The following is a 24,872-nucleotide window of genomic DNA, read 5'->3' as shown; positions in this document are numbered from 1 at the left end:
CGGCTCCTAATCATCCAGATGGCTGGTGGTTGGACCGATTACAATCGATTGGGGGTCGATGCCGCGCACTTGAGCAAGACTGCGCAGAATCACAAGCTCTCGATCCTCCATACGCGTCGCATCATCGGGGTCGATGTGGTCGTACCCAAGCAGATGCAGCATGCCATGGACCAGCATAAGGCGGAACTCATCGGCAGGCGTGGTGTTGAAGTCGGGCGCCTGCGCGGCGATGACGGCGGGGCATAAAATGACATCGCCCAGCTCGACCACTTCACCATCGGGAACCTCGTCGCCAAACGGCGAGTCGCACTCAAAAGAAAGCACGTCGGTGGGGGCGTCGATCTGGCGCCACATGGCGTTCAGGGACTGGATCTCATCCTCGTCCACAATGGAGACGGAAACGCTGCATTCACGCTCCACCGCCTCAGCAGACAGGACCGCCTGGATGACCTGGACTATTTCATCTGCGTCGATAGGAACCTGGATGCCCCCGTCGTTACTAATGAGCACGCTCATGGCGCTCCCCTTTCTTCGCGCGCGCCCGCGCGTCGCGAGCGGTCTCGAATGCGTCATACGCCTCGACGATCCGACCAACCAGCTGGTGACGGACGACATCGGACCTTCCCAAATGGATAAAGCTGACGTCTGCGACGTCCGCCAGAATATCCTCGATGTCGGTGAGCCCGCCACGCTTGATGGGAAGGTCTCGCTGGGTGGCATCACCGGTGATAATAAACTTCGAATTAAAGCCCAGGCGCGTCAGGAACATCTTCATCTGCTCGGGCGTGGTGTTTTGGGCCTCGTCAAGTAAAACGAAGGCGTCGTTCAAGGTGCGCCCCCTCATATACGCAAGCGGCGCAATCTCGATGGTTCCGCGCTCGATGTATTCATTTGCGCGCTCCATATCAGTAAGGTCGAACAACGCATCGAATAACGGACGAATATAGGGGTCGATCTTCTCCTGCAGCGTACCGGGAAGAAAGCCAAGGCTCTCTCCAGCCTCGACGACCGGCCTGGTGAGGACGATACGGCTGACCTCGCGACGCTTGAGCGCGGCGATCGCCATAGCCATGGCAAGATAGGTTTTACCCGTACCCGCAGGCCCCAGGCAAAACGTGACCGTATTGGACCGGATGGCGTCTATATACGCTTTCTGGCCGGCGGTTTTAGGACGAATGGCGCGACCGCGATACGTAAGGATGATATCGTCAGCAAAACCCGCACCGGCGAGATCTTGATGACGAGGGGCCTCCATGATGCGATCGGCGTCATCGCTAGATGGCACCTGACCGGCAGATGCCATCTTGATGAGCTGGGTAAACAGGCGCGTAAGCTTTTCGACCTCATCTGGAGAGCCTGAAAGCTGGATGGAGTCACCCCTCACCAACGCCTCGCCGCACTTCATAGCGTCTACCGCGCGCAGGATGCAATCCCCCGCGCCGGTAACCAAAGCAGGGTCGATACCCTGGGGAATGGTAAGGCGAACCTTTGCGGCATCCATATTGGTGCTCCTAGCTCTGATAATCTACAAGACGGGCATGTAGGTATCCGTCATCATCGAGGCTCACGATGCGGACAGGGGCGATTGCTCCTCGCATACCCGCCGGAGCGTCCTCGATAATAACCTTGTGAAACGAACCCAGCGTTCCCTTGTCCTCGTACTCGAAGACGGCGTTTTCAACCGAACCGATGCGCGACGCGGCATCTTGCCGCGCCATCTGCTCGGCCAGGCGCCTCACCCGGGCGGAACGCGCGGCCATAACCTTGGGGTCGACCTGGTTGGGCGCCGCGGCGGCCGGGGTACCGGGCCGTTTGCTGTATCGAAAGACATGCATCCTCGAGAACCCTATCTTGCGACATGCCTCCAGCGTGCGAGCGAACTCCTCGTCCGTCTCACCTGGGAAGCCAACGATGAGGTCGCAGGAAATCGAGACAGAGGGCAAGATGTCGCGAATAGCATTCACGTTCGCAAGCAACGTCTCAGCAGAATAGGGCCGTCCCATACGCCTCAAGGTTTGCATGCAGCCAGACTGAATGGGAAGGTGTAAAAAGGGCGCCACACGGTCCTGATTGCAAGACATAACGCGCACTAGGTCCAAATCGACGTCCATAGGCTCTATGGACGAGAGGCGGACCTGGGGAATTGCGGTTTGGTCGAGAATCTCTTGGAGCAGGCGCGCGATACCGACAACCGTACCGTCAGCCAGTTCATAACGATAGGCGCCAAGGTTGACACCGGTAAGGACCACTTCGGGCACCCCGGCGAGCTCAGCGGAGCGAACATCGCGTATCACGCTGTCTAGGGGAACGGAACGCTCGGGCCCTCTCGCTTTCCACACAATACAATACGTGCAACGGTGGTTGCATCCGTCCTGTATCTTGATTCCATAGCGAGAGCGTCCCAATAGATCAGAGATGGCATGGGGGTCCTCGTCCACATGGGCCTCACCAGAGGAGACCGAAAGCATGGTCGAAGACTCGCGGTCATCGAGGTGCCGGCCCTCTGATGAATCCGTCATGTCTCCGATAGCATGCAGGGCTCGCGAAACCACATCCACCTTTGAAGGCTCGGCGATCACGCGATCAGAAATAGAAGTGAGCTCCCCGGGGTTGAGGTTAACAACGCATCCGGTGACGATAACGATGGGCTCCAAAGGACGTCCGGCCGCCTTGCGAACGGCTTTACGCGTCTTGGCCTCCGCTTCGCCGGTGACGGCGCAGGTGTTGATCACGATCAGCTGCGCTTCTTCCTCATCCACAAGCTCGAAACCGTGCGAGATGAGACCGACGGCGATTTTATCGGATTCCACCCGGTTGACGCGGCATCCAAGATTGATAACGGAAGCAGTGGTTTTACGCACGTTGCCCGCCTAATCAAGGATGTCATCGATGGCGTCGCGAATTCGATCGCCCACCGTTTTGTGCTGCTTCTCGTAATCCTCGCCCACCGCGTCCTCGTAGCGCTCCAGCGCCTGGCGCGCCTCAGAAGAAAGGTGCTCGGGAATATGGACGAGGACGCGCACCACCAGCCTGCCGCGACCAGACCTGCCCATACGGGGCATGCCGTAGCCCTCGACGGGGATAGCGGTGCCATACTGCGTGCCGGCGGGAACCTTGACCTCGATCTTCTCGTCCGGAAGAATGCCGTCTACGGTGACCGAGCAACCAAGCGCGGCCTGAACCATGGAGACGGTCACATCGGTATAGAGGTCGTCTCCACCTCGCTGGAAACGCTCATTGTCAGAAACCTGAACCGTGACGATGAGATTGCCGGACTCCGCGCCGCGATAGCCCGCCTCGCCGTACCCGGAGACGCGCAACTGCCTGCCCGTTGCCACGCCAGCAGGAATCTGCACGTCAAGCTTCTCATGAGTGGGCGTACGACCTTGGCCGTTGCACATCTCGCAGGGATGATCGATAACGGTGCCCTCTCCCTGGCAATCCGGACAGGGTGCCGTAGACTGAACATCGCCAAAAATGGAGCGTTGGTAAGTTGTTACATAGCCCGTTCCATGACAATGGTCGCACTGCTTCTCCTGGGCGCCCTCGGACAGGCCGGAACCGTTGCAGTCCTCACACGGAGCCAGACGATCGTAGCTGATGGTCTTGGTGCAACCAGTCGCCGCCTCTTCAAGAGAGATAGTGAGGTTGATGGCCATGTCACGGCCCTGGCGACGAGCCTGACGATTGCGCGCGGACCCACCGGAGCGCCCGCCGCCAAAGAAAGACGAGAAGATGTCATCGACGCCCATACCGCCAAAGATGTCGGAGAAGTCGACGTAACCGCTTCCCATACCCGGACCGTCAGCCGTGCCAAAACGATCGTAGTTGGCGCGCTTCTGTTCATCGGACAAAACGGAATATGCCTCGTTTACCTCTTTAAAAAGCTCCTCGGCATTAGGGTCATCTGAAACATCAGGATGCACCTCACGCGCTTTCTTCAGGAATGCCCGCTTAATAGCGCGCTGATCAGCATCGCGATCGACGCCAAGAACCTCGTAATAATCTCTCTTCTCCGCCACGAGAAAGAACCTCCCGATCTAAGCGGGTGCGACCCGCCGTCATTTTCCGCTTGTCATTATGCCCCGTACATCAGCGGGCTAACCATCACATCATTCTATAAGGGCTGAGAAATAACCCGTTGGTGCAGCTGGTAAACCAAACCATGATGAGGGCGAAGAACAGGCCGTTGACCGCGCCGTTAAGAAGCTGGGAAAGACCGCGCTTCCACCACAGGGAGGGCCTATGCAGAGCATCGTCCGACGCGATCATGCCTATGCCCATAACAAGCGGAACCAGACAAATGAGCGCAAACAACGAAAAGATGCCCGTAAACGCGGAGAGCAGCAGGAACGGCAGCATCACTCCAACCGTGTAGAACCCGTTGGCCGCGCGCCCCTCAAGGCGCTCCGAAGAGACGCGCGCTCTACCAACCAAGTCGCCGCCCGCGGCACCGTTGGTTCCCGCATGGCCCATACCCTTGATGCGCACCACGTCGCCGTCATGCGTTCCCGCCGGAAACTCGATAACGGCCTCGGAAGTCACCGCGGTGCGGCCCGAACCCCCGCACTGCGGACAGGGATCGGCGACAACTCGACCCGAACCCGCGCATTCGGGGCAGACCATCTTGAGTACGCCCATACCAAAAAGGGATGCCATATCCACGTCGATCGAGCCGGTTCCGCCACACGTGGGGCACGTTTTAGCATGGTCGGTCGAGACCGAGCCGGAGCCATGGCAATGCGAGCAGCTCTCGTACCTGCGATAGGTAGCGGCCCTTTTAGCCCCCTCTTTAGCCTGAGCCGCAGTAAGGTCGACCTCGACCACCACGTTAGCGCCTTCCTCGGGGTTATAGGCAGAGGCAGCCCGTCTAGACTGGCTAAAGCCGGCGTCAAAGGGAAATCCACCAAACGGAAAGCCGCCAAAACCCCCGCCATATGAACCGGCGGATGAACCGGGCTGCGACGGGGCCCCGGCAAAGGGAGAGCCGGAACGCATGGCATCGTAGCGTGCGCGCTTGGCGTCATCGGATAGCACGGCATACGCCTCTGACACCTCTTTGAAGCGCTCCTCGGCATCGGGCGCCTTATTAATGTCAGGATGAAGCTTGCGGGCCTTTTGCTGGAAAGCCTTTTGGATATCTTTCGCCGAAGCATCCTTGGGGACGCCCAAAATAGCGTAGTAATCTTTTTCGTTCATTGTCGCCATATGGGGCAACGACCTCCTGTGCGAAAGCGAATAGGTTTTTGTAAGTATATGTGATGGTGCTGACAAGATTATTTGATGCACCGCAAACCCATCAATGGGCTATAAGACGCACCGTCAACAGAAGCGAGCGTCCTTGTGCAGGTCCCACAGCATGCCGTACAACTGGTTGCCCATAAGCCAGCCCAGCCTGGTTGGCATAGCGCATGGCCCCGACCGCGAAACATCGCAAGACAGCGCCGCCTCAAGCGAATCCCAAGAATCGCTCAAGCTCAGTAAACCCAAGTCTACGGCCTCTTTCAAAGTTCCCAAGAGGCGCGAAGGGGGGATCACCGCGGCCGCACGGTGCAGCAAGTCATACGAGATGCCCCGACTCATCCGAGCGCCCAGCATAAGGTCTTCGGCAAGCGCCTCGCGAGAGGAGAGCGTCTCGACGTCAAAAGCGGTACCCTCATCATCAAGCTGGACTATGCGGATCCTCGAAGCGCCGCTGGGAACGTCGAGCGCATCGAACAGCTTGGCACACGCCCCGTAATCTTTGGACGAGAACATCGAGGCGGCAGACCTCCCCAATCCCAGATAGCTCTTCCCCGTCCAGTAGGCGATGTTATGGCGGCATTCTTTACCGGCGCGCGCATAGCTCGCAACCTCATATCGCTCAAGCCCGCGGCCCGTCAACACGGACCTCGCCACGTCCATCATCTCCGCTTGAAGGTCCTCATCGGGTTCAGCAACCCTACCGGCTTCGATCGCCCGGCTCAGCGGCGTGCCGTCCTCGATCATAAGGGGATAGACGGAGACGTGGTCGGTCTCGAGCGCGCACGCTCGATCAAGCGTCTTTTCCCACGACGCCATGGCCTGTCCCGAAAGACCGCAGATAAGGTCGACAGACGTGGAGAACCCGCATGACCGGGCGAGACCTACGGCGCGCTCCGCCTGGGAAGATGAATGAATTCTGCCAAGCAGCGCGAGCTCATCATCGTCCAAAGACTGCACGCCAAGAGAAACCCTGGTAACGCCGGCATGAGCCAGAGCGAATGCGAGCTCGGGAGTAAAGGACTCGGGATTAGCCTCACAGGTAAACTCAACAGGATTGCAATAGCCGCGGATTTCGCGGACGATGTCCACCAGACGCTCGCCCAAAACGGTGGGGGTGCCGCCGCCTATATAGACCGTCTCCACTCGCTCTAGGACTCCTGCCCGATCCGCATCACGCAGCCGGCGCAAGAGCTTTTGGACATATGCGTCGCCTTGGGAGAGCAACTGGCTGCCGCACGCCGCCTTGGTATCGAAGTCGCAATACGTGCAGCGGGCATGGCAAAACGGGATATGGATGTAGAGGGACTCGACGGACATGGCTAGATAAAGGGGTCGTGCGGAATGGGGAGGCCCTTGCCTGCCAGCTCCTCGCAGCATGCGAGGTCGCGCTCGATGGCGTCCGCAAGGTCGAGAAACTCTTCAGTAGTGGAACAGCGAACCGACCTTCCGCGCCAGAACGCCGCATGGGGAATCCCCTTGAGATACCACGTGGCAAACGTACGCGCCTTAGCCATGTGGCCGCCCAACGAGTCAAGAAGCTCTACATGCTCACGAAGAGCGGCAAGGCGCTCGTAAGCATCATGGACTGGCAGCGGCGATCCAGCGCTCAGGGCGGCGGCGTCTTGGAAGATCCACGGGTTGCCATAGGTGCCGCGGGCGATAAACACTGCGCTGGCAGCCGTCTGGGCGAGCATGTTCGCTGCGTCCTGAGCGCAAAAGACGTCCCCCGTTCCAATAACGGGGATGGAGACGCGGTCTGCCACGGCATCGATTACCGACCAGTCTGCAGATCCAGAGTAAAGCTGTCCCGCCGACCTTCCATGCACGGCCACTGCGGAGGCGCCGGCTTGCTCCATACGGGCAGCAAAATCTGGCGCCAAAAGCTTTCCGGACTTAAAATCCTTACGGATCTTCACCGTCACCGGCACGCTGCAGTTGGAGACGCAGGCGGCAACGATTTTCTCGGCGAGCTCAGGTTGCTCGAGAAGCGCCGAGCCCTCGCCCTTTGTAATCACCTTTCGCGCGGGGCACGCCATGTTGATGTCTATGGCGTCGAGCTTAGACCCCACGCGCTCGCTCACCGCACGAGCGGCGCCAGCGAACTGCTCCGGTTTGGAGCCAAACAGCTGTACGCAAATCTGGGACTCCTCGTCTTGAGGAAGAACCAGGTCCCATGTCTTTTCGCTAGCATATGCCAACCCCGCGACGCTCACCATCTCGCTATATGCCATAGAGGCGCCACGGCGCCTGCACATGATTCTATAAGCGGCATCGGTCACGCCAGCCATGGGAGCCAGCAGATATGGATGAGCGCTAAACCGCTTCTTCAAAACGTCGGCATTGTCCATGAGGCAGATAACCTACTCGTCAACCTTGAGAATAGCCATGAAGGCCTCTTGCGGAACCTCGACGGAACCAATCGCCTTCATGCGCTTCTTTCCCTCTTTCTGCTTTTCCAAAAGCTTGCGCTTACGCGAGATATCGCCGCCGTAGCACTTGGCGAGCACGTCTTTACGGCGCGCCTTCACCGTCGAGCGGGAGATGATCTTGTTACCGATAGCGCCCTGGATGGGAACTTCGAAGAGCTGCCTGGGGATGATCTCCTTCAGCTTATCGCACAAGCCACGCGCCAGCGCATACGCCTTGTCTTTGTGGACGATGAAGGACAATGCGTCCACCTCGTCACCGGAAAGCAGGATATCGAGTTTCACCAGATCGCTCGCACGATAGTCGGAGAACTCGTAATCAAGCGACGCATAGCCCTTTGTACGGCTCTTGAGCTGGTCGAAGAAATCGAGGATGAGCTCAGCCAAGGGCATGTCGAACCGCATCTCAACGGATTTCTGAGAGAGATGGATCATGTCGGTGGTGATACCGCGATGCTCGATAGCGAGCTGCATGACCGCTCCCGTATACTCCGGAGGAACGATAATCTTGGCTTTGAGGTAGGGCTCCTCGATGCGATCGATGCGCGTTGCGTCGGGAAGGTCCTGCGGACTGCGAACCTCGACCATGGTGCCATCGGTCTTATACACGTGGTAGTCCACCGAAGGGCTGGTGGCTATCAAGGCAAGTCCGAACTCGCGCTCAAGGCGCTCCTTGACGACCTCCATATGGAGCAGTCCCAAAAATCCCACGCGGAAACCGAAGCCCAACGCTACGGATGTCTCAGGGGTCCACGTAAGCGACGGATCGTTGACGTGGAGCTTTTCGAGAGCGTCGCGCAGATTCTCGTAATCCTTGTTATCGATGGGGAATATGCCGGTATAGACCATGGGCTTGGCCTCGCGGTAGCCGGGTAGGGGCGCATCGCATGGCTCATCGCGCATGGTAAGGGTATCGCCCACATGGACGGCCTCGGGATCTTTCAGGCCGGTGACTACGAAACCGACCTCGCCGACGCCGATAGATTCAACAAGGGCCTCAGCAGGATGCTTGACGCCAACGCCATCGACGAGGAAGTCCTCGCCGCCCTGCATCATGCGCAAGATATCGCCTTTTTTGATAGAACCGTCGAACACGCGAACCGTTGCCACCACGCCGCGATACTCGTCGAAATACGAATCGAGAATGAGCGCCTTCAAGGGAGCCGACGGATCGCCCTTGGGAGGAGAGACGAGAAATACGATTGCCTCGAGTAGGTCATGGATGCCCTCGCCCGTCTTGCCGGAAACGCATACCGCGCCATCCGCCGGAATGGCGAGCTCGTCTTCGATCTCCGTCTTGACCTCGTCCGGGTGCGCTGAGGGAAGGTCGATCTTGTTGATGGCAGGAACGATATCCAGATCGGCGTTCATCGCCAGGTTGGCATTCGATACGGTCTGCGCCTCGACGCCCTGCGTCGCGTCCACGACCAGAACGGCGCCCTCGCAGGCGGCAAGGGAACGCGAGACCTCGTAGGTGAAGTCTACGTGGCCGGGGGTGTCGATAAGGTTAAACTGGTAGGTCTCGCCATCATCGGCGTCATACATGACGCGCACGGCGTTGCTTTTAATGGTGATGCCGCGCTCGCGTTCGATATCCATGGTATCGAGCAGCTGCGATGCCATATCGCGATCGTCTACGGTTCGGGTGAGTTCAAGAATTCGGTCGCTGATAGTCGACTTGCCGTGGTCGATATGAGCGATAATCGAGAAATTCCTGATATGTGAGGTATCTATAGTATTCATGCGAGTTATGATACAGCATGATTCGCCCCTAGCGCGAGAGCCAAAACGTGCAGAAACAGCGGAGATTCACGTGTATTCCACAGGGTTACCCCTTCACCTCTGCATGGGCGAGTGCTATACTCACCTGACTGTATGACCTCAACCGTGTCTCAGAGGCCGGATAGTCAGGCTTTTTTAGAAGAACTCGAAAGGAAAACTACAAGTGGCAAACATCAAGTCTCAGAAGAAGCGCATCCGCACCAATGAGATCGCTCGCGTTCGTAACAAGGCGATTCGCTCCGAGCTCAAGACCCTCGTCAAGCATGTCCACGCCGCCGTCGAGGCTGGTGACAAGGAGGCCGCTTCCGCAGCTGCCACCCGCGTTTACCGCGCGCTGGACAAGGCTGCCGCCAAGGGCGTTATCCACAAGAACCAGGCTTCTAACCGTAAGTCCGGCGTTCAGAACCTGGTTAACACCATCGCTTAACCATTACTTGGATCTTCCAAGCATATTTACGCGTTAAGGCCCCGTGATTCACGGGGCCTTTTGTTGTATCTATTCGCTATGAAGCTATTGAGACGGACTCAAACAGATCGCTGCGCATCGATTCGTTGCGCAAGTCGTAATCGCCCACCGGCTTTGGCCTTTTACCGCCAACGACCCCCCTTATCATCTTGGCAACCGAATTGCAGGTAGCGCGCGACTGCAGATCGGAAGCGCTGAGACAGACAAGAGCAATGTTCCTGCTGTTGGGCACCGACTCGTGAAGCTCTATGATCCGCTTACTCGACTTCATTCCCCCGTCGCAGACTATCACGCCGATGCTCTGACCACAGGACCAATCCATATCCGGCCTATCGGGCCATTTAGTCCACAGCAAGTCAATGAGTATTCTGCAGGGTATCCCATCATCGATTTCCTCGGAAGCAAGCCGATGCAGCACGCCTGCACGCGGCGTTGGAAGCGCGTATCCGCCGCTGCCCGCAGGCGCGCAGAACAAAGAGCAGAGCGCGGCGGCAGACGGACAACGGATGCCATCAATCAGCCTATCGGAAACTATTTTGAGTGCGCCCGAGCCCCTTACCGGGCCTGTCTTCACAAATTGGTCGATAGCTGCCGACACGCTTGAGCTGTCGGTAAGGGGCAAGCGCTCTATATAGCCTTTTGGGTTCAGGACATCAACTGAAAACATGCCGCAAAACTCGTAGGCGAGTTGCATCAACGAAGGCAGCGGCAGGCTCCCAGCGCATTGCAGAAGCGCAAGCGTTGGAGATGCGACGTAAACGTCTGGAGCCACGAAGCAATACGATCCGACACTCGAGTCCGTCGACAGCCTATGCGCGACCATCTTCGCGGTAACGGTTTCATAACGATACGAATCAAGATCGCCGCACATCGCGGCACCCGAACCATGGTGAGCGAATCTGGGGTCTGGGAGCTTAACGTTAAATGGCACCCCAAGCCTGCCATTGGGAACGCAACCAGTATTTGACACGTAGACATGCAGCATCCCTCGAAGGTTTGCCATTGCTCGAACGTTATATGACGACTCGGCGAGATGCTTCAGGTCTGGAGCGCTCTTAAGCGTGACGCCCGTAACGGGCTTGGGCCTCACTCCCCGCCTACTGGCTCGCCGCCAGTACTCGACTGCGGTCTCCCCTCCAAAAAACAGTGGATCTCTGCCTGCATACACGTTGTCCATATGTTCCTCCAGACCTCGAAAAGGGAACCACATCGTATGGCTGAGAAGGAACGTTGAAGCAGCGGTTAATCTCGCGAAACTATCGCCTCGCTATCGAATAAATCTTCCAAGGTTTATATCGGCACTGGAAAAGCGCATCGTAATAAATGGGCAAGACCAAATGAGCCCCTCGATACACGAAGAGCGCACGGAAAATGAACACAAATGGCGACGGCGCGCTAACGTTCGATGAAATCGACCAGCCAAAGGCGAAGCGCGAGAGCGGAATCACGGGACCCCTTAAGGGCAAGCTCGAGATCTTCCACGCGCGCAAGAGCGCGAAGCAGCTCTTCCATAGAGTAGTTGCGGGCCCAGTTGAGATGATTTTTTACCTGCCAAGACTGGACGCCGAGCTTGGCCGCCAGCTCCCTGCCCTGACCACGACGATCAAGCGCCTTGGCCATAATGAGCTCACGCAGACGACCCACGAGAAGCATATAGAGCCTCACTTCGCTCTTATCGGGCTGCAAAGCCAGAAGCTGCAACGTCTTCTCCATATTTCGGGCGGACATGGCATTCAACAGATCCCATGGTTTCGCCTCGGCCGTTCTCGCGATGTGACGCTCGATGTCCGGAAGATCGATAGAGGTACCAACCATTTCGACGAGCTTTTTCAACTCGTTATCGAGCATGCGTGAATTCTCACCGGCCCTGCTAACCAGCTCCTCGGCAGCGCGCAGCGTAATGGTGGCTCCATGGGCTTTCGCCATCACAACAACCTGCTTGGGCATTTCCCAAGCCTTTTTAGGAGCGCAATCGATAACCGCCTTAGCGCCAAACTTGCTAATCGCTTTATGGAGACGAGTGCTTTTTGCAAGTTTCTCCGCAACCACCAAACAGACGGTAGAAGGAGACGGGTTATCAAAATACGCTACAAGCGGCTCGCTGACGGCCTTGTTAAGCCTGTCGCAGCCCTCGAGGATGACCAAACGAAAATCCGAACCCATGGGAAGCGTATTGAGCGAGGCGATTATGTCGTCGATTTGCGGATCCTTCGTCATATCGCGCTCGTCCAAATTGAAATCAGCCATGCCGGTGGCATCCAAGCGCGCTTTCATCTTCGCAACCACTTTAGAACGCTTGAATTCATCGGCGCCGACAACCAGATAGCCGGGAAGCAACTCTGTACTCGACATAATGGCCCCTTCCACTAACTTGAACGAGGCGCGACGACGCGCGCTCAAAGGTTTCTAGAGCATCTTATCTTAACAGCACCTTGCAATGGCTCGATGCAGACGTCCCCATAGTCTATGGTGCAATAGAACTGCGAGCCGTAGCCGCGCACGCAGTCAACGCATTCCTGAGAGGGATGCCCGTATGAGTTTCCCCTCCCCGCGCTTGCAATCGAAACCTCTGGATCTATCGCCTTGAGAAGATCGCCGTCAACCGATAATCCCGACCCGTGATGGCCAAGCTTAAGAACGTCGATGTTCCCAACGTCACGTTGATAGGCGCGCTCTTGATCGAGCTCGGTATCTCCCGTGAGCAGACAGCGAAGGCTTCTCCCCCCGTGGTCGTAAGTGACAACCAGACACGTGGAATCTCCATTCTCCTCTCCCGAAACGTCTTCTTGGGGCCATACGACATCACAGGTAAAACTGCCAATTGCTATAGAGTCTCCCAACCCCAATTCAACGATATCTTCGAATGAAGACGCATCGATGTCCTTTGGCATGGCGTCAACCGCTCCCTTTGCGACAAAGAGCCGCCTAACGGGAATACGCTGCAATATAGCCGGCAAACCGCCCCAATGATCTTTATCCCAATGCGTTATAACCACCCCGTCGAGCGCGACCACGTTGTTTCGGACGAGCGCCTCGAGCGCGGCCTCGTCCACCCCCGCATCGACCAAGAGCGATGAAGAGCCCTCTCTGATGATGATAGAGTCGCCCTGACCCACATCCATAACCGTGATGGAAGGAGGCACAAAATATGACCAGAAGATAACGTGGCAGGTAAAGGCAACGCCGGCAAGCATGAAGGCGATCACAGTCCCCAGCCTAGGAATAACCGGCCATAGCGCGTATACCGCAAGGGCGACAAGATATAGCAGCGGAAGGTATGGGGCGGCACCGTCTGCCATAATGGTTGCAAAGGGTATCTTAGAGAGCGCATCTGCGAAGAATATCGAGGCGTTCGCGAGTCCATCCAATGGAATCATAGCGACGGCACGAAGGGGCGCGAGGGCGGAAATGGGGACTAGAACCAGTCCCGCGGCGAGCAACGCCGTCATCAACGGACCAACCACCAGGTTCGCTGCAAGGGATACTATTGAGATGGAACCAAATACAGGAACCGTTAACGGTAGGGTGGCCCATTGCGCGGTAAGCGTCATGGAAAGCTGCTGGGAAACCATCCTTGGCGCGCCTGCGCGCTCTATAGTCCAGGCTACATACGTGCAAAACAGGTTAAGGAACAATACACTCGCTACGGATAGCTGAAACCCCAGATCCCAAGCCGATTTTGGATTGAAGGCGCACAGAAGCATACACGACAGGGCCAGACCGGACAGGGCATGGGGTCGCCTACGCACCGCGAGCGTCAAAGAGCTGCATCCAACCATGAGGAAGCTGCGCATCGCAGATGCCGCACAACCGGTAAATACAACGTAAGCTCCCATGATGCAGGCCACGACTACCGAACGGGTCCGCACCGGGCACCCCAGCGCGAGCAGCAAAGATTCAATCAACATCGCTATATACGCCAGATGGCTACCGGAAACGGCGACAAGATGGGTGAGTCCGGTAAGGCTGAACGCCGTCTGCGCTTGAGTTTGAGAAAGCTCGGTGGTTCTACCGCAGATCACGCCCGCGATAAGCGCTCTTGAGGGACTTGATGACGGTGATATCGCATCCAGCAGCCATGTCCTTACCATGCGAACAGGGTTAGCGGGTTTAGGTGAACTGGAGATAACGGCATGCGTGGTAACGATCGCGACGCATCCCTTCATATAAAGATATCGATGCCATGAGCTATCGTCCAAAGGCTCGAGAGAGCCTGCAACTTGATAGAGCCTGCCGGGATCGAGAACGTCATCGGTTTGAACAAGGACCTTCCCCAAAACGGCGCCATCAACACGGCGCACGTTACAGATGGTGGATATCGATGAAGCGCCGATCTTTGGGTCCTCAACGGGATCGAGGCGACAAGATGAAACGGTGACGTTAGCCACCCTGAACGAAGCCGCAATGAATCGCGCACTCGACACAAAGCAGCACAAAACGGCGACAAGAATGCCTACCGAGGTCCGATATAGCAGTCTCCTGGCTCGCATGGATGCATGGCGCCCTGCAATGCAAAGAGCAAAACCAAGGACTGCGATGACAACCATGAGGACGATCGGCAGCCCCTTGGGAATAACATCTATCTGGGCAAGCCAGCCTACCTGGGTGAGTGGCAAGCATGTTGCCAGGAGAGCGACAGCTGCGCACCAGAAATCAGGCAGCAATGGTCGAATGGGCTTGGCGTCTTCAGCGCCCGCCCCGGAGGCGACGACAGAACGCTCTTGAACGTCGCCCCCTAGACGCATATAAGGTCACGAAGCTTCTCAAACTTCTTCTCCCCTATCCCAGACACGCGCATAAGGTCCTCAATCGAGGCGAACGCACCATTTGCCTCCCTATCGTCTACGATAGCTTGCGCCGTCGCATCGCCTACACCCGGAAGCCCGTCCAGGTCTTCAACCGTAGCGGTATTGATGTTGACGAGCGTTCCTCCCGTTGCGGCCGTACCCGTTGCGGATCCGGACGTCTGCGGCGCTTCGCCCACCTTGGGAACGTAGACCTTTTGCCCGTCTTGAAGAATGGAGGCTCTGTTTATGCCGCTCACGTCAGCGTCGGCAGCAAGCCCGCCGCATGCTTCTATAGCGTCTTGGACACGCGATCCTTCTGGCAGCTCGATAACATTGGGATTCACAACCGCACCATCGACATCGACTGTCACAGCAATTGCCTTCCCATTTTCGACATCGTCCTCGTATGCGCGGGAATCGCCGTCGCCACCCTTGCGAGATGTACCCTCGTCCTGATTGGCATCATCAGTTGAAACGACGATGTCGCTGCTGCTCGTATTCGCGTTGACGATTCCGGCAAGAGCTGTCCCCAAAATCAGCATGACCGAAGCGATTACGGCAATGACCCTCCAAGGATGCGACCGCAAAAGGGATGCCAGCCTCCATGCCGCCGGCGTAATGTCATCGTGTTCTTGCATACCTCATCACTCCCCATATCTAATTGTCTAAAGAGGATGCTGCCAGGTGTTCGACAAAATGAAGAAGTGAAAGGCCGTCTTCCAAAAATATCGTCCTAATTTAGATTGGGCAGGTAGCAGGGTGCAAATGAAATGAGCCGATCTCCCACAGCAGGAAACCGGCTCAATAGATATCAATATGTTTGCATAAACTGAGATTGTTATACGTTATAAAGGATATCAAAAGAGGCTGCGGAGCTTACCTTCAGCGCTCTTCCGCTGATAACGAATCTCAAGCTCGTCATGGCGCTCGCGCATACAACGCGGCGGCTTATACGTGGGAGCGCTGAAATCGATGTACTCGGCAGCATCAACAAGCTGCTGAATCATGGCTTCGTGATCGAACATCTCCCATGCCGCATGAACCTCATCGAGCTTCGCATGAGTCTCGGGACGACGAGGCATGAACAACGTGCAGCAATCCGGAGCGGTCTGGGTCGAAATGTCATAGGTGCCGATTTGCTCGGCGCGAGCGATAATCTCTTGCTTATCGGAACCGATAAGCGGTCTGAAGACTGGAATATCAACGACTTCGTTAACCGCCATGATATTCTCAAGCGTCTGTGAGGCAACCTGACCCAGGGACTCACCGGTTACAAGCGCCTTGGCGCCCTCGAGCTGCGCGATTCGCTCCGCAACGGCGTACATGACGCGACGATACATGATGACCCTAAGATCACTGGGGCACGCGATGGAGATTTCACGCTGGCAATCACCAAAGGGGATGACATATAGACGTCCCACTTGAACGCACGGCGCCAACGCCTGGATGATGTCCTGGCAAAGATACTCGCTGGTATCCGCCGTTTGAGGACGACCTGAGAAGTGGACGGGAACAGGCACGGCGCCTCGACGTGCAAGCAGCCACGTCGCAACGGGAGAATCGATACCCGAAGATAGCAAGGTAACGACCTTGCCGGCACTCCCCTGCGGCAGGCCGCCAACACCGCGCTCGGAGCGCGCGTACACATAGACACTGCCCTGAACGACAAGAACATGCACCTGCGCGTCGCAACCCTTCATAAGGACCTTTTTGTCGGGAAACGCGTTGCACAGGACCTCGCCAACCTGTTTGTTGAGATCCATGGAAGTCAGTTCATAATCGGTGTTGGAACGCCTGGCAACAACTTTAAAGGAGTTGAATTCGCCAAACTCTTCCAACGCCTTAATGGCCGCAGCGCAATATTCTCCCGGCTCTCTGTTTGTATGAAACGCAAGAGAGACGCGAGCGACCCCGGGAACTTTGGCAATGAGCGGGAATGCACGCTCGGCCTCGCCGGAGACCGAGAACGTCACTAGAATGTGACCGGAGATGCGGGTAATTGTGGCAACGGAAAAGGCGGCCAAAGCCGCCTTGATGTTATCCATAAGGATGCGTTCGAAACGCGCTCTATTGTTGCCTTTAAGCCCGATCTCATGATAATGAACGAGACACACACGGCTGGCCATAAGAGCTACTCCTCGGCAGCCTTGTGACCAAGAGCAGCCTCGTACTTATCATGCTCAAAGGAAATGTTGCCATCGACGATCTCCTCCATGGCCATCGAAATAGTATCCTTGCCGGACATAGCGATGGTGATATCGTCGATATCCTGAACAGCGAGAACGCGGCTGTGCTGCTCGCGAAGCATGCTGTTGATATCGCAAGCGCGCTTGGAAGCTAAGGAAGCGAGCAGAAAGCGGTTGTTATCGGTCTTATCGAGCAGGTCGTCGATCTTAGGCTTAATGACTGACATACGGTTCAGTTCCTTTCATATTCCCGCAGAACCCTGGAAAGCTCATCGGTAGCGGCGTCAAGATCGTCGTTAACCAAGCGAACATCGTAGCGGTCTGCGAGGCTCATCTCATGACGGGCGTTGGCGAGTCGAAGACGAAGAGATTCCTCGGTTTCGGAACCCCTGCCAACGAGCCTTTGTTCAAGCACCTCCATAGAAGGCGGCTCGATGAAGATGAGAATCGAATCCGGAAAACGCTCTTTAACGTTTAGGGCACCCTGAACGTCGATCTCTAGGATGAGCGAAGATCCACTAGATAACTTCTGCTCGACTTCTTGAACCAGGGTTCCGTAGCGATGGTCGTGAACCTGGGCCCACTCGACAAAGTCGCCGTTTGCGATACGCCGGGAAAATTCATCCTCAGAGAGGAAGTGGTAGTTGACGCCGTCTACCTCGCCGGCACGGGGCGCTCTTGTAGTAGCCGAAACCGTCAGGCCCAGGTTAGGCATGGCCTCCCTCACGCGGGATACCAACGTGCCCTTACCTGCACCCGACGGTCCAGAAATCACAAAGAGCTTTGGCTCGATGGAGCTCACTTACTTGTTGAGCTGCTCGAGGAGCTGCTCACGCTGGCGAACGCCAAGGCCCTGAACGCGACGGGTCGCAGAGATACCCAGCTCGTCCATAATCTTAGCGGCCTTGGCCTTGCCATAGCCGGGAAGGGACTCGATGAGGGTGGAAACCTTCATACGGGAAGCGATGGGATCCTCGGAGTTGAGGACGGACTCGAGTGTCACCTCACCCTTCTTGATCTTCTCGCGAAGCTCTGCGCGAGCGTGACGAGCGGCAGCAGCCTTCTCCAGGGCAGCCTTGCGCTGCTCATCGGTGAGCTGAGGAAGAGCCATGTGTACCTCCAAATGAGTAGTTACAATCTAAAAAACTTGGTTTTACCTGCTAATTCAGCAAATCGAACCTTGAACAGCCATATAGATTAGACGAACAAACTCCAAAGTTCAAGCATACACATGCCTTTACTTGCAGTTTTGTTGCTAATCCATATAACTACCGCGAAGATTCCGCAGGAAAATGCAGGGGCCGTTAATCGTCCATCGCGCAAAGTTCAGCGATAATCGCCTCATATGCATCGACGGGATTTTCGGCACCGGTGATGGGACGACCGACGACGATATGGCTGGAACCAGCTTTGAATGCCGAGGAAGGAGTGGCGACGCGCGTCTGATCTCCCAGGGCGGCGCCGGCTGGGCGCACACCGGGCGTGACGACGAGTCCATCCTCGCCAACCACCGACCTCATCGCCCCCGCCTCCTGCGGCGAGCACACAACGCCATCGATGCCGTTCTCACGCGCAAGCCTCGCCAAGCGATCAGCCTCGACGGGGATGGGGCTATCGATGCCGATCTCGGTCAGCGAGTCCTGGCTCATGCTCGTAAGCACCGTGATGGCAACGAGCTGGGGACGGGAGCCCGTAACCTCCGCAGCCTCCTCGGCGCCCTCACGGCATGCGGCAAGCATGGCACCCGAACCCATCCCGTGCACGGACATGAGGTCCGCGCCGGCCAAAGCCGCCGAGCGGGCGGCGCCGCGAACCTGATGAGGTATATCGTAGAACTTAAGGTCGAGAAATACCTTGAAGCCGCGCTCTTTGAATTCGCGGACGATGGAGGGGCCCTCGGCGTAGTACAGGGTCATACCCACCTTGAGCCACCGTGCGTGACCCTTGAGCTCATCAGCAAGCTCGATAGCGCGATCCCTACCGCAGTCGATGGCGACGATAACCCGATCGCGAGCGAGCGACTCTAGCATTCCAAGGCTCCAATCAGCTCGTTGATATCGTTAACACCTTGGCTCTCAGCCCAGGCCTCAAGCTCCGCAAGGATGCGAACGGAGGCAGTCGGGTCAACAAGATTAGCCATGCCAACGGAAACACACGTAGCGCCTGCAAGGATGAACTCGGCCGCGTCCTCGCCCGTCATGACGCCACCCACACCGTTGATGGGAATATCGACGGCATTGGCAGCCTCCCAAACCATGCGGACCGCGATGGGATGGCAAAGCGGGCCGGAAAGTCCGCCGGTAGGCTTGCTCAGCTTTGAACGACGCGTGTGGACGTCGATCGCCATGCCGGGGATGGAGTTGATGACAGACAGGCCATCTGCACCCTCCGCCTCAAGGGCGCGGGCGATCTCGGGAATACGGACGGGGGCCATCTTGACGAAAAGCGGCTTGTCGGTCACTTTGCGGCATGCGCGCATCACGTCGCCGGCACCCTCCGGGGTTGAACCGCAAGCGATGCCGCCGGCAGCGATGTTGGGGCAGGAGACGTTAATCTCAAAGCCCGCTGCCCACGGGCACAGCTCGCAGAACATCTCGAGGGCGCTGACGTACTCCTCGGTGGAATGGCCTGCGACCTGGCAGATGACCTGAGTGCCCTTTTGGGAAAGCTCGTCCAGCCAAGGACCGGACTGAGCGGCGAATGCGGCCACGCCGGGGTTCTGAAGACCGACGGAGTTCATCATTCCGCCGCGAACCTCCGCCATTCGCGGAGCGGGGTTGCCGGGCCACGGCTCGGCCGCGCAACCCTTAGTGGTGATGGCGCCCAGTTGGGACACATCCATAAGCTCAGAGAACTGCCAGCCGTAACCGAACGTGCCGGAAGCCGTGTTGATGGGGTTCTTCATCTTGACGCCGCCAAAATCGACGGCCATATTCACCTTGATCACCATGCCACCACCTTTGAAGCGTCAAAAACAGGACCGCACATGCAGGCGCCCTTCATGCCGTCGACGGTCTCGACGGCGCACGTAGCGCAAGCGCCGAAGCCGCAGCTCATCATGCGTTCGAGAGACGCCTCGCAAAACGCGCCGGCGTCGGCTGCAGAAGCGGCGACCTTCTTCATCATGGGGCTGGGACCGCACGTGGCAACGTAGTCATAGCCGCCAGCCGCCAGAAGCTCAGCGGCGGGATCCGTGCAGAACCCATGGTAGCCGGCGGAGCCGTCATCGGTAGCGACGAGAACCTTTCCCGCGGCGGCGGCATTGAATTCCTCAACACCAACCATGGAATCCGCGCTCGCGGCGCCAACGCAGACATCGAAGGCGATGCCGCTGGAAGCAAGGTCGCGGGCCAGGCAAAGCACCGGCGGAACGCCGATGCCGCCACCGACGAGCAAAGCCTTCTTGCATCCCTCCGGAACGGTCCATCCATGACCGCCGGGGCCGAGCAACGTAGAGGTGGAACCGGGCTGCATCTGCGAGAGACGCTCGGTCCCCTCGCCCACCACGGCATACCAGATCTCAACGGTTCCCTTATCGGCATCCGCGGAGGCGAAGCTCAGCGGAATGCGCAGAAGAGACATTGCGTTGCCGGGAACCGCAAGGTTAACAAACTGACCGGGTTTCAGCGAGCCTGCGAGGCGAGGTGCCGAGATTACGAGAGAAAAAACGCCATCGGCGATCTTCTCGTTCGACACAACCGTGAAGTCGTGCAGGCGGGCGGGTGAAGGCGTAGGCATATATGCTCCTTACCTGTTGCGGATTTAAATCGAGCGCATGCTCGAAAACCCTTGCCCTTGTTACAAAGTGTAAAGAGGCCGCGAGCGCGGGCGCGCACCACGGCCTCTCATGAAAGCTATATTAACTAAAACTAGCAGATAGCACCATTCTTAAGAGTCTGCTTGCCGCCCACGAAGACGTCGGTGGCGCGACCGGTCACCTTGGTGCCGGCAAAACCGCAGTTCTTCGCATGGGAGACGTAACCGTCCTCGCCAACGGTCCACTCGACATCGGCGTCAAAGACCGTGATGTCGGCAAGGGAACCCGCCTCGATGCTCACAGGCTCGACACCCAGAATCTTGCGGGGGTTGATGGACATGAGCTCGACCAGCTTGCCATAGCCCATCTTGCCGGTCTTGACCAGATTGGTGTTGATAAGGGCGAGCGAAGCCTCGATACCGATCATGCCGAAGGGGGCGAGCTCGAACTCGCGAGCCTTCTCCCAATCCGCGTGAGGAGCGTGGTCGGTCACGATGGCGTCGACGCTGCCGTCCAAAACGCCCTCGATAATCGCCTGCGCGTCCTCAGCGGTGCGCAGCGGCGGGTTGACCTTGAAGCAGGTCTCGTAAGCGCCGGTGATGGCATCCTCGGTGAGGAACATGTGGTGCGGGGCGGCCTCGCAGGTAACGGGCAGACCCTTGGCCTTAGCGGCGCGAACCATATCGAGGCCGCGTGCGGTGGAGATGTGCTGGATGTGCAGCTTGGCGCCGGTGAGTTCCGCGAGCATGATATCGCGGGAGATCTGCAGCTCCTCGCCCTCCGCAGGCCAGCCGAGAAGACCCAGGCGCGTAGAGGCGACGCCCTCGTTCACCTGGCCCTCGCCAACAAGGTCTTCGTCCTGGCAATGGCTCATGAACACCTTGTCAAACATCTTGCCGTAGTCCATGCAGCGGCGCATCATGCCGGCACCCTGGATTCCACGGCCGTCATCGGTGAAGGCGACGGCTCCGCGCGCGACCATATCACCCATCTCGGAGATGATCTCGCCCTTAAGACCCTTGCTCATGGCGCCCGCAGGGTAAACGCGGCAATGGCCGGCTTCGGCGGCGCGAGCTTTGATATAGGTGATAACGGTGCCGTTATCGGCAACGGGGTTGGTGTTGGGCATGGAGCAGACGCCGGTGAAACCGCCCGCGGCCGCAGCAGCCGTCTCGGACTCGATGTCGCCCTTGTGCTCAAAGCCGGGCTCGCGAAGGTGCACGTGCATATCGACGAGACCGGGGACTAGGTACTTACCGGTAAGGTCGATAACCTCCGCGCCATCGAAGTCGAGACCTTCACCCACCGCGGAGATGCGGTCGCCATCGATAAGGACGTCGAGAACGCCGTCAAGGTTGGCAGCGGGATCGACAACGTGGGCATTCTTAAGAAGCAAGGCCATTATCGGCACCTCCAAGCAGCAGATACAGGGCGGCCATGCGGACGCAGATGCCGGCATAGACCTGATCGAGGATGACCGAGCGCTCGGGATGGTCGGCCATGTAGGAATCGAACTCAACGCCGCGGTTGATCGGGCCGGGGTGGCAGATGATCGCGTCGGGCTTCATAAGGCGCTCGCGCTTCTGCGTAAGGCCAAAGAGCTGGTGATACTCGCGCAAGCTCGGGAACGGAGCACCCTCGAGGCGCTCGCGCTGGATACGAAGCATGTAGACCACGTCGAGCTCGGGAAGAACATCGTCCAGACAATAGCTTACATGGTCGGCGCCGAGGACATCGGGACGAGGGGGCATGAGCGTTCCGGGGGCAACGACGGTGACCTCGGCGCCCATGATCTTCAAGGCGGGGATCAAAGAGCCGCAGACGCGAGAATGGCCGATATCGCCAACGATACCAACCTTAAGGCCATCGAAGCTCTCCTTGCGCTCCCAAATTGAGTACAGGTCGAGCAGTGCCTGGGTGGGGTGGCCGTGCTTGCCGTCGCCGGCGTCGATGACCACGGCGGGGCTCGCCTGGCTAACGATATGAGGGGCGCCGGCGTGCTTATCGCGGACAACGATGCAGTCGATCTTATAAGCATCGAGCGTCATGACGGTATCGATGAGGCTCTCGCCCTTGACGGTAGACGTGGAGGAGCCGCCGAAGTTAAGAGTGTCGGCGGAAAGGCGCTTCTCGGCAAGCTCAAAGGAGCTACGGGTGCGCGTAGAAGGCTCGTTGAACATGTTGACGATAGTCTTACCCTTAAGAGTGGGGACCTTCTTGATCGCGCGCTCGTTGACCTCGGAGAACGCCTTGGCGGTCTGCAGGATCGTCATGAGCTCGGTATCGGAGTACTCCGAGATGTCGATAAGGTGCTTATGGTTGTTGAACACGGCTCTACTCGCCTCCCAGCGGCGCGGAGCCCACACGGGCGCCCGGCGCGACTTCGGTGATCTCGACGGACGTACGGCCGTCTACTTCCTTGCAATACAGACGGACGTTCTCGTCGCGGGACGAGGGAACGTTCTTTCCAACGAAATCAGGGCTGATGGGAAGCTCGCGATGTCCGCGGTCAACAAGGACGGCGAGCTCGATGCTCTTGGGGCGGCCAAGGTCCATAACGGCGTCCAGGGCGGCGCGGATGGTGCGGCCGGTATAAAGGACGTCGTCGACCAGAACAATGCGCTTTCCGTCAACATTGAACGGAATCTTGGTCTCGTGAACCTCGGGGGAAATATGGGTAAGGAAGTCGTCGCGATAGAAGCTGATATCAAGGCTTCCCAGCGGAACCTCCGCACCTTCGATTTGGTTGATCTGCTCTGTGAGCTGGCGCGCCAGGATATCTCCCCTGGTCACGATGCCGACAATGGCAAGGTCGTTGCAGCCCTCGTTGCGCTCGATGATCTCGTGCGCAATACGCGTGATCGCGCGCTGCACAGCAGTCTCGTCCATGATGACTGCCTTGGGTGAAGACGTGCCCATCGATCTCCTTCCCTGCTCCTCGCGGCGCCATCGCACTGATGAGACACCGCAAAAAAATAGATGCCCGACCGCTAGCGCGGTTGAGACATCGGCAAGAGTGATCTCGAGGGCAACAACAGTTGCGAAGAGGTATGTATCCTTGCGGTATCTCGTACGCGCTTAAAGGTCTTTTGTAAGTATACACATGTTTCCACCTTGTTTCGAGCACGAATACGGAAACTTGTAGAACGCTTGCTTTTCCACATACGAGTGCCCAAAGGCATCTTCCGGTCCCTGCAAATTAATAATGTGATGAGAATACGCACGGAATGATTATTTATTAGGCGCCATAGCAAATGAGTCTTGCATGAGCATCTTGAGCAGGCGATAATATGACTCCCACGAAACCGAGCCCAAGCTCGAATCAAGTGCAGAAAAAAGTAACATGTGCAATATGTAGATTACGCACATGTTGCCCATGCTGTGCTATAGTTCATTGCTGTTTGTTCACGCGGCACCGAATCTAGCCGCCCAAGGAGGGTCAAGAAATGTCCAAAGTTTGCGAAATCTGCGGTAAGCACCCCGTTGCTGGTCGCTCCATCAGCCACTCTCACCGCGTCACCAACCGTACGTTCCGTCCGAACATCCAGCGCGTGTACGTTGTTGTCAACGGTCATCGTCGCAAGATGAACGTGTGCACCAGCTGCCTCAAGGCCGCCAAGGTGGCTCGTTCCTAAGGTCTCCCCTTTTTGGACAAACGTTTGCTTGCAAGCAAAGGCTCCCTGTTGATTTCAGGGAGCCTTTTTTAATATGAGTTGAACATTGTCAAGTGGCAAAACGTCCCCGCCCCCGGGGAGCTACCGCGGGGGGCGGGGACGACCTATCTTCACCCGGGGGACGCGCCGCTTGAGGGCGTGTCTGCTCGACGCACGTTCGGCACTCTAATATCCGCGGGTCGGAACCGCATTTCGTTGCTACGGCTGGGGGCCTCCGGCTTCATCGCAGTCTCGTGGCGGGCGTGGCGGTCCCCCGCTGCCCAGAAAAAGGAACTGGAATGGCCTCCCAACGGCCTCGAGCGCGGCGCGCCCCGGGGTCGGACTCCTATCTCGCCGCGGGCGCTACCGGACCATGAGCGCTATCGCCCAGACCCAGCAGGCCATCTCGCGGGCCGTCGCGCAGTTCGCCACGCAGGGCCTCTTTCCCGCCTGCGACATGGCGTCGCGCCTGTCCTGCAGGCGGCGGTTGCACTTCGCGGCGTGCCTCGACGCCGCCGGCGCGACCCCGTGGCCCGGCCTCGGCTTCTTGGGGTGGCGCGTCGACATCGGG

25 protein-coding genes are annotated in these 24,872 nt (G+C 57.8%); 3 read left to right on the top strand and 22 right to left on the bottom strand.

Annotated features, from left to right (window positions below; translation table 11 throughout):
• Positions 1-6: 6 nt before the first annotated feature.
• The 8 genes from ybeY to lepA all read right to left on the bottom strand — a co-directional run bounded on the left by ybeY (position 7) and on the right by lepA (position 9,413).
• Positions 7-516: an rRNA maturation RNase YbeY gene (gene ybeY / locus HMPREF9452_RS01420; RefSeq protein ID WP_009140306.1), complete on the bottom strand. Its 510-nt coding sequence runs from the start codon at positions 514-516 to the stop codon at positions 7-9.
• Positions 500-1,501: a PhoH family protein gene (locus tag HMPREF9452_RS01415; protein WP_009140305.1), complete on the bottom strand. Its 1,002-nt coding sequence runs from the start codon at positions 1,499-1,501 to the stop codon at positions 500-502. Before HMPREF9452_RS01415 ends, ybeY begins: the two co-directional genes overlap by 17 nt.
• Before the next feature lie 10 nt (positions 1,502-1,511).
• A complete protein-coding gene (locus HMPREF9452_RS01410) occupies positions 1,512-2,861 on the bottom strand; it encodes a MiaB/RimO family radical SAM methylthiotransferase (protein WP_009140304.1) in 1,350 nt (449 codons plus the stop codon).
• Between the two features lie 9 nt (positions 2,862-2,870).
• Positions 2,871-4,022 carry a molecular chaperone DnaJ gene (dnaJ, locus tag HMPREF9452_RS01405; RefSeq protein WP_009140303.1) on the bottom strand — a complete coding sequence of 384 codons (1,152 nt, stop codon included), beginning with the start codon at positions 4,020-4,022 and terminating at the stop codon, positions 2,871-2,873.
• A gap of 85 nt (positions 4,023-4,107) precedes the next feature.
• Entirely contained in the window at positions 4,108-5,208 is a 1,101-nt protein-coding gene (locus tag HMPREF9452_RS01400) for a DnaJ domain-containing protein (RefSeq protein ID WP_009140302.1), read from the bottom strand.
• Between the two features lie 114 nt (positions 5,209-5,322).
• Positions 5,323-6,561 carry a radical SAM family heme chaperone HemW gene (hemW, locus tag HMPREF9452_RS01395; protein ID WP_009140301.1) on the bottom strand — a complete coding sequence of 413 codons (1,239 nt, stop codon included), beginning with the start codon at positions 6,559-6,561 and terminating at the stop codon, positions 5,323-5,325.
• A 2-nt stretch (positions 6,562-6,563) separates the two neighbouring features.
• A complete protein-coding gene (dusB, locus tag HMPREF9452_RS01390) occupies positions 6,564-7,592 on the bottom strand; it encodes a tRNA dihydrouridine synthase DusB (RefSeq protein WP_009140300.1) in 1,029 nt (342 codons plus the stop codon).
• 12 nt (positions 7,593-7,604) lie between these two features.
• Positions 7,605-9,413 (bottom strand): translation elongation factor 4, encoded by a 1,809-nt coding sequence (gene lepA / locus HMPREF9452_RS01385; RefSeq protein WP_009140299.1) that lies wholly within the window; start codon positions 9,411-9,413, stop codon positions 7,605-7,607.
• 202 nt (positions 9,414-9,615) lie between these two features.
• Between lepA and rpsT the strand changes: the two genes are divergently transcribed.
• Positions 9,616-9,879, top strand: coding sequence for a 30S ribosomal protein S20 (gene rpsT, locus HMPREF9452_RS01380; RefSeq protein WP_009140298.1), 264 nt, complete (start codon positions 9,616-9,618; stop codon positions 9,877-9,879).
• 76 nt (positions 9,880-9,955) lie between these two features.
• Here rpsT and HMPREF9452_RS01375 read toward each other — a convergent pair whose 3' ends face one another.
• The 14 genes from HMPREF9452_RS01375 to pyrR form a co-directional block, all read right to left on the bottom strand.
• Complete coding sequence (locus HMPREF9452_RS01375; RefSeq protein WP_009140297.1) at positions 9,956-11,095, bottom strand: hypothetical protein; 1,140 nt, start codon at positions 11,093-11,095, stop codon at positions 9,956-9,958.
• Between the two features lie 218 nt (positions 11,096-11,313).
• Positions 11,314-12,270 (bottom strand): DNA polymerase III subunit delta, encoded by a 957-nt coding sequence (gene holA / locus HMPREF9452_RS01370; RefSeq protein WP_009140296.1) that lies wholly within the window; start codon positions 12,268-12,270, stop codon positions 11,314-11,316.
• A 44-nt stretch (positions 12,271-12,314) separates the two neighbouring features.
• Positions 12,315-14,306 (bottom strand): DNA internalization-related competence protein ComEC/Rec2, encoded by a 1,992-nt coding sequence (locus HMPREF9452_RS01365; protein WP_187116484.1) that lies wholly within the window; start codon positions 14,304-14,306, stop codon positions 12,315-12,317.
• Between the two features lie 347 nt (positions 14,307-14,653).
• Complete coding sequence (locus HMPREF9452_RS01360) at positions 14,654-15,343, bottom strand: helix-hairpin-helix domain-containing protein (protein ID WP_009140294.1); 690 nt, start codon at positions 15,341-15,343, stop codon at positions 14,654-14,656.
• 219 nt (positions 15,344-15,562) lie between these two features.
• Positions 15,563-16,831 (bottom strand): tRNA uracil 4-sulfurtransferase ThiI, encoded by a 1,269-nt coding sequence (thiI, locus tag HMPREF9452_RS01355; RefSeq protein ID WP_009140293.1) that lies wholly within the window; start codon positions 16,829-16,831, stop codon positions 15,563-15,565.
• Between the two features lie 5 nt (positions 16,832-16,836).
• On the bottom strand, positions 16,837-17,118 hold the full coding sequence (locus tag HMPREF9452_RS01350; protein ID WP_009140292.1) for a DNA-directed RNA polymerase subunit omega: 282 nt from the start codon (positions 17,116-17,118) through the stop codon (positions 16,837-16,839).
• A gap of 5 nt (positions 17,119-17,123) precedes the next feature.
• Positions 17,124-17,693: a guanylate kinase gene (gene gmk, locus HMPREF9452_RS01345; RefSeq protein ID WP_040362091.1), complete on the bottom strand. Its 570-nt coding sequence runs from the start codon at positions 17,691-17,693 to the stop codon at positions 17,124-17,126.
• On the bottom strand, positions 17,694-18,002 hold the full coding sequence (gene mihF, locus HMPREF9452_RS01340) for an integration host factor, actinobacterial type (protein ID WP_009140290.1): 309 nt from the start codon (positions 18,000-18,002) through the stop codon (positions 17,694-17,696).
• A gap of 193 nt (positions 18,003-18,195) precedes the next feature.
• The gene (pyrF, locus tag HMPREF9452_RS01335) at positions 18,196-18,921 is read right to left on the bottom strand and encodes an orotidine-5'-phosphate decarboxylase (protein ID WP_009140289.1); all 726 of its coding nucleotides are present in this window, start codon (positions 18,919-18,921) and stop codon (positions 18,196-18,198) included.
• Positions 18,915-19,841, bottom strand: a complete 927-nt coding sequence (locus HMPREF9452_RS01330) for a dihydroorotate dehydrogenase (protein WP_009140288.1) — start codon at positions 19,839-19,841, stop codon at positions 18,915-18,917. Before HMPREF9452_RS01330 ends, pyrF begins: the two co-directional genes overlap by 7 nt.
• Entirely contained in the window at positions 19,835-20,629 is a 795-nt protein-coding gene (locus HMPREF9452_RS01325; protein ID WP_009140287.1) for a dihydroorotate dehydrogenase electron transfer subunit, read from the bottom strand. The genes HMPREF9452_RS01330 and HMPREF9452_RS01325 overlap by 7 nt, the downstream gene beginning before the upstream one ends.
• Positions 20,630-20,760: 131 nt before the next feature.
• Complete coding sequence (locus HMPREF9452_RS01320; RefSeq protein WP_009140286.1) at positions 20,761-22,050, bottom strand: dihydroorotase; 1,290 nt, start codon at positions 22,048-22,050, stop codon at positions 20,761-20,763.
• A complete protein-coding gene (locus HMPREF9452_RS01315) occupies positions 22,034-22,978 on the bottom strand; it encodes an aspartate carbamoyltransferase catalytic subunit (protein ID WP_009140285.1) in 945 nt (314 codons plus the stop codon). Before HMPREF9452_RS01315 ends, HMPREF9452_RS01320 begins: the two co-directional genes overlap by 17 nt.
• A 4-nt stretch (positions 22,979-22,982) precedes the next feature.
• Positions 22,983-23,567, bottom strand: coding sequence for a bifunctional pyr operon transcriptional regulator/uracil phosphoribosyltransferase PyrR (gene pyrR, locus HMPREF9452_RS01310; RefSeq protein ID WP_009140284.1), 585 nt, complete (start codon positions 23,565-23,567; stop codon positions 22,983-22,985).
• A gap of 527 nt (positions 23,568-24,094) precedes the next feature.
• On the opposite strand from pyrR, the gene rpmB reads away from it, so the two are divergent.
• Positions 24,095-24,283: a 50S ribosomal protein L28 gene (gene rpmB, locus HMPREF9452_RS01305; protein WP_009140283.1), complete on the top strand. Its 189-nt coding sequence runs from the start codon at positions 24,095-24,097 to the stop codon at positions 24,281-24,283.
• Positions 24,284-24,674: 391 nt separating this feature from the next.
• Positions 24,675-24,872, top strand: a 198-nt coding sequence (locus HMPREF9452_RS12100) for a hypothetical protein (RefSeq protein ID WP_009140282.1), incomplete at its 3' end; no start/stop codon positions are given.

This window comes from Collinsella tanakaei YIT 12063 (assembly GCF_000225705.1).
GTDB lineage: Bacteria > Actinomycetota > Coriobacteriia > Coriobacteriales > Coriobacteriaceae > Collinsella > Collinsella tanakaei.
The sequence above is the reverse complement of the archived record's forward strand: the minus strand, read 5'-3'. Positions and strand labels throughout refer to the sequence as shown.